Source organism: Ensifer sp. 22460, assembly GCF_052044935.1.
Lineage (GTDB): Bacteria > Pseudomonadota > Alphaproteobacteria > Rhizobiales > Rhizobiaceae > Ensifer.
On the sequence record NZ_JBQENZ010000077.1, the window covers coordinates 1 to 495 of the forward strand.

Sequence of the window (495 nt, forward strand, 5' to 3'; positions counted from 1 at the left end):
AGGCCGCTGGTGTTGCCGAACACGATCGTCGCGATCGCATCCGAACCGGCCGTAAAGCCGATCGTGCCGCTGCTCGTGTCCGAACCGGCCGGCGTCGAGCCGTCCGCAAGGTTCTGGTCGTCGAGTGTCAGCGATGCGGTTCCCGCCTCCGCTTCGATCGACGGACCACTACCATCGGTGACGGTGATTGTCTGGCTGTCGCTCGTGGCGTCACCGTCGGCATCCGTGGCCGACAGCGAGAAGGTGACGTTGACGCCACCGGCATTGTTGAGGTTGCTGGCCGCAGCAAACGACCAGGTCTTGTCGGCATTGACCGTCAGCGTGCCCTCGGCAAGCTTGAACACAACCGACTGACCTGCCGTCAGCGCCAGGGTCTGCGTGGTGTTGCCGACCGTGACGTCCACGGTGCTGACACCGTCAGCGCCGGCCGAAAGCGTCCAGTTGCCGGCAAGCGCCTGGCCCTCGACCACGTTGGACGAGGCCGGATCCGTGATG

At 65.5% G+C, this 495-nt stretch carries 1 protein-coding gene; it reads right to left on the bottom strand.

Going from position 1 to position 495, the window contains the following annotated elements:
* Window positions 1–495 (bottom strand): hypothetical protein (locus ACTJKM_RS36070; protein ID WP_440661896.1); only part of this gene is annotated, 495 nt, incomplete at both ends.